Source organism: Arenimonas sp., from assembly GCF_019459675.1.
GTDB lineage: Bacteria > Pseudomonadota > Gammaproteobacteria > Xanthomonadales > Xanthomonadaceae > Arenimonas.
In genome coordinates this window covers 1-3,754 of the sequence record NZ_JAIBFH010000423.1, presented here as the reverse complement: position 1 = coordinate 3,754, position 3,754 = coordinate 1, and the positions used below count along the sequence as shown (strand labels likewise).

Sequence of the window (3,754 nt, the reverse complement as noted above, 5' to 3'; positions counted from 1 at the left end):
GTACGAACAGGGCTACACCATCTCCGGCGCCCGCCAGCGCCTGGAGGGCGAGGAGGGCCGGGTCGAAACCAGCATGTCCGCGCAGATCGTCAAGCAGGTCCGCATGGAGCTCGAAGAAGTCCTCCAACTCCTGCGCCGCTGACGTATACTTCACACCGAATCGGGGCGTAGCGCAGCCTGGTAGCGCACTAGCATGGGGTGCTAGGGGTCGTGAGTTCGAATCTCACCGTCCCGACCAATTCGAAACGCCGTCCCGCTGCCCCGCGGGACCGCAATGAGGAAGCCCGCCATTTGGCGGGCTTCGTCGTTTCCGGGGCAGGTGGGTTTCAGGGCTCGGCGCTGGCCCGGGCTTTCTCGTCTACTTGGGCATCGGCGCCGCCGGCGCAGTCGACGTTCTCGCCCGGGCCGGTTTCCACCAGCGCCAGCAGCGCCGCCGGCGGGGCAATGGCGAACAGGGCCGCGGCGATGGCGCCACGCAGCGCCAAGGGCCCGCCCTGCGGCCGGATGGTGGGGTCCATCAGCGTGCCGCGCACGCGCAGCGGCGAGCGCAGGCTCAGCGGGCTGGAGTCCTTGGGCCGCGGCCGCAGCAGCAGGTCCAGCGACTCATCGCCCAGGTTGATGGTGCCGTCGGCCAGCAGCAGGGTGTCGGTGGTGTCGAACGCGAAGGCGCGCGTGGTCATCTCACCCGATGCCACCGAGAAGTCGGCGAAACCGCAGCGCACCGGCACCACCTTGTCCTTGCCGATCAGGAATTTCAGCGCCTCGGCGATGTCCAGCCCGGCCATTTCGAGCGTGAGGTTGCTGATGCGGCCCGGCCCCATTGCCACGCCCACCTCGCCATCGGCAGTGGCCATCAGCGCCGCCACGGAATTGCCGCGGCCGGTAATGGCCACCCGCCCGCCAATGCGTCCTGCGCTCTCGGGCGCGCTGTTGGGCACCAGCTTGGGCAACTCCATGCCGCGCGCGCGCAGGTCGATGGCGGCGGCCATCGGGTCCTGGCGCGAGTCCAGGTGCACGCGGGAGGTGATGCTGCCGCCGGCCAGCGTCAGGTCGAAGGGATCCAGGTGCAGGTCGCCATCCACCAATTTCAGGTGGGCGTCCATCGCTTCCAGCGGCAGGGTCGGCGATATCACCTTGGTGGCGCGCAGGCGCACATCGGCGTCCATGGCGCGCAGCTTGGCCAGGTCGTAGGGATCGGACGGGAAGAAGCGCCGATTGGGGGTGACCACCGCGGCGCGATCGCCTTCGCCCATCCGGGGCGTGCCGCCAATGAAGCCGGCCAGGTCGTCGAAGTCCAGCCGCTGGGAGCGCAGGTCGGCCTTCAGCGCAGAGCGCGGCTGGCGGGTGTCCACGCTCAGGTTGCCGCTCAGGTCGGAGTCGCCGACGGTGCCCGAGAACTTGCGGTAGCTCCACACCTGGCCGGTGCGGCCGAGCTGACCCTTGAGGTCGTAGGCCGAGGTTTTGGGCAAGGCCAGGCCAAGCAGCGGATAAAGCTGCGCCATGTCGTCGCCGGAAATCTCCAGGCCCAGCGCGAAGTCGGCCAGCTGCAGCGGCGTGGCAAGCCCGCCCAGCACGCGCGCGCGGGTGCCGCCGGCCCGTGCCACCAGGTCGATGCGGAAGCGCTCTTCGGCGTCGGCCAGCGACAGCGGCGAATCAATCTTGCCCTGCAGCTGGAAGTCGCTGCGCCGATAGCGGCCGTCACCCGACAGCAGCAGCGGCGCGAAGCCTTCGGCCAACTCGGGCTCGCCGCTGCGCACGTCCACGCTCAGGTCGGTTTGGTACTGGGCCTCGCGCAGGTGGAAGCGGCCGTCCTCGACCAGCAGCTGGTCGATGCGGGGCAGGTCCAGCGGCTCGCGGTCCGGGTCGGGTTCGCCGAAGTTCCAGTTGGCCAGCCCTTCGTCATTGCGCTCCAGCCGAAGCTCCGGGCCCACCAGGCGCACGCGCGGCAGCACGATGTCGCCGCGCCACACATGCCAGATTGCCCAGACGATCTCCACGCGCTGCACTTCCAGCATCGTCCTGCGCTCGGCCCAGTCGGCATTGCCCAGCATGATGCCGTTGGCGATTACGGTGGGGCGTGCCCAGTGCAAGTCCACGTCCAGGTCGCCCTGGATGCGGAACTCGCGCCCGGTGGCGGCGGTCACCTGGCGTTCGATCGGACCGCGGTACCAGTTCCAGTCGAACAGCACGCCCAGCAGCACCACCAGCAAAAGCAGCAGCCAGCGCGCCTGCCGCTTGCGGCGGGCCTTGGGGTGGTCGGGTGCCGTTGCTGTGCCTGCTTCCATGGCCCGAGTCTAGGCGCGTCAACTCGATTGGGTGCGAAGGCCGATCGCCACCGTTCATGTAGCTGTCCACACCTGGAACGGCGGGCAAGAGAGCCCGCCGGGTGGCGGGCCTTCCCGGGCTGCGAAGCCGCCCGCCTCAGCTGTCGAACAGCGCCGCGTCCAGCGCCAGCAGGTTGGCGCTGCCGCTGCGCATCGCGGCGGCGTGGCTTTGCGTTCGCGGCAGGATGCGCGCGAAGTAGAACCGTGCGGTCTCGCGCTTGGCGGTCTTGAAGTCGGCGGGATGGCTTCCGGCATCGGCTGCCGCCACGGCCTTGGCCCACCAGAACGCCAGGGCCACGTAGCCCGAATAGAACAGGTAGTCCACCGACGCCGCGCCCACTTCGTCGGCGTTGGCCGTGGCCTTCTTGCCCACTTCAATCGTCAGTTCGCCCCACTGCTTGGCGATCTCGGCCAGCGGCAGGATGAACTCGGTGAGCGTGGTGTCGGCCGCGTGCTGGGTGCAGAAGGCCTGGATCATCTTCAGGAACTGCTGCAGCCCCGCGCCCTGCAGCTGCATGGTCTTTCGGCCCAGCAGGTCGAGCGCCTGGATGCCGGTGGTGCCTTCGTAGATGGTGGTGATGCGGGCGTCGCGGGCCAGCTGTTCCATGCCCCATTCGCGCACGTAGCCGTGGCCGCCGAAGCACTGCAGGGCGTGGTAGGTGCACTCGTTGCCCCACTCGGTCAGCAGGCCCTTCACTATCGGCGTCAGGAAGCCCAGCAGGATGTCGGCTTCCTGGCGCTCGGCGTCGTCCTTCGACCGCTCCAGCACGTCCACCAGCGTGGCGGCGTGCAGGGCCAGCATGCGGCCGCCTTCGGCCAGCGACTTGCAGGTCAGCAGCATGCGGCGGATGTCGGGATGCACGATCAGCGGGTCGGCCGGCTTGTCGGGGAACTTGGCGCCCGACAGCGAACGGCCCTGCAGGCGGTCGCGGGAATAATCCAGCGCGTTCTGGAAAGCGCGGTCGATCAGCGCCAGGCCCTGCAGTCCCACCGCCAGGCGCGCGGTGTTCATCATGGTGAACATCGCATTGAGGCCCTTGTTCGGCTGGCCGATCAGGTAGCCCTGCGCGCCGTCGAAGTTCATTACGCACGTGACCGAGCCGTGGATGCCCATCTTGTGTTCGATCGAGCCGCACCACACCGCATTGCGATCGCCGACGGTGCCGTCGCGCGCCACTTTCACCTTGGGCACTATCAACAGCGAGATGCCCTTCACGCCCGCGGGCGCGTCCGGCAGGCGCGCCAGCACCAGGTGGACGATGTTGTCGGTGAAGTCGTGGTCGCCGCCGGTGATGAAGATCTTGGTGCCGGTGACGGCATAGCTGCCATCGGCCTGCGGTTCGGCCTTCGTCTTGAGCAGGCCCAGGTCGGAACCGCAGTGCGGCTCGGTCAGGCACATGGTGCCGGTCCACTGGCCGGAAACCAGCTTG

General features: G+C 68.6%; 2 protein-coding genes, 1 tRNA gene and 1 pseudogene. 2 read left to right on the top strand and 2 right to left on the bottom strand.

Annotation, left to right across the window (positions count from 1 at the left end; genetic code table 11):
• Nucleotides 1–142: pseudogene (locus K0M70_RS14005) on the top strand (MerR family transcriptional regulator); the annotation flags it as partial.
• 19 nt (nucleotides 143–161) lie between these two features.
• Nucleotides 162–238: transfer RNA gene (locus K0M70_RS14000), tRNA-Pro, on the top strand.
• Between the two features lie 88 nt (nucleotides 239–326).
• Here K0M70_RS14000 and K0M70_RS13995 read toward each other — a convergent pair.
• Together K0M70_RS13995 and K0M70_RS13990 are read right to left on the bottom strand one after the other, a co-directional pair.
• Nucleotides 327–2,285 carry an AsmA family protein gene (locus K0M70_RS13995; RefSeq protein ID WP_290782955.1) on the bottom strand — a complete coding sequence of 653 codons (1,959 nt, stop codon included), beginning with the start codon at nucleotides 2,283–2,285 and terminating at the stop codon, nucleotides 327–329.
• Nucleotides 2,286–2,421: 136 nt separating this feature from the next.
• Nucleotides 2,422–3,754: acyl-CoA dehydrogenase C-terminal domain-containing protein (locus tag K0M70_RS13990; protein ID WP_290782953.1), on the bottom strand; the 1,333-nt coding region annotated here is incomplete at its 5' end.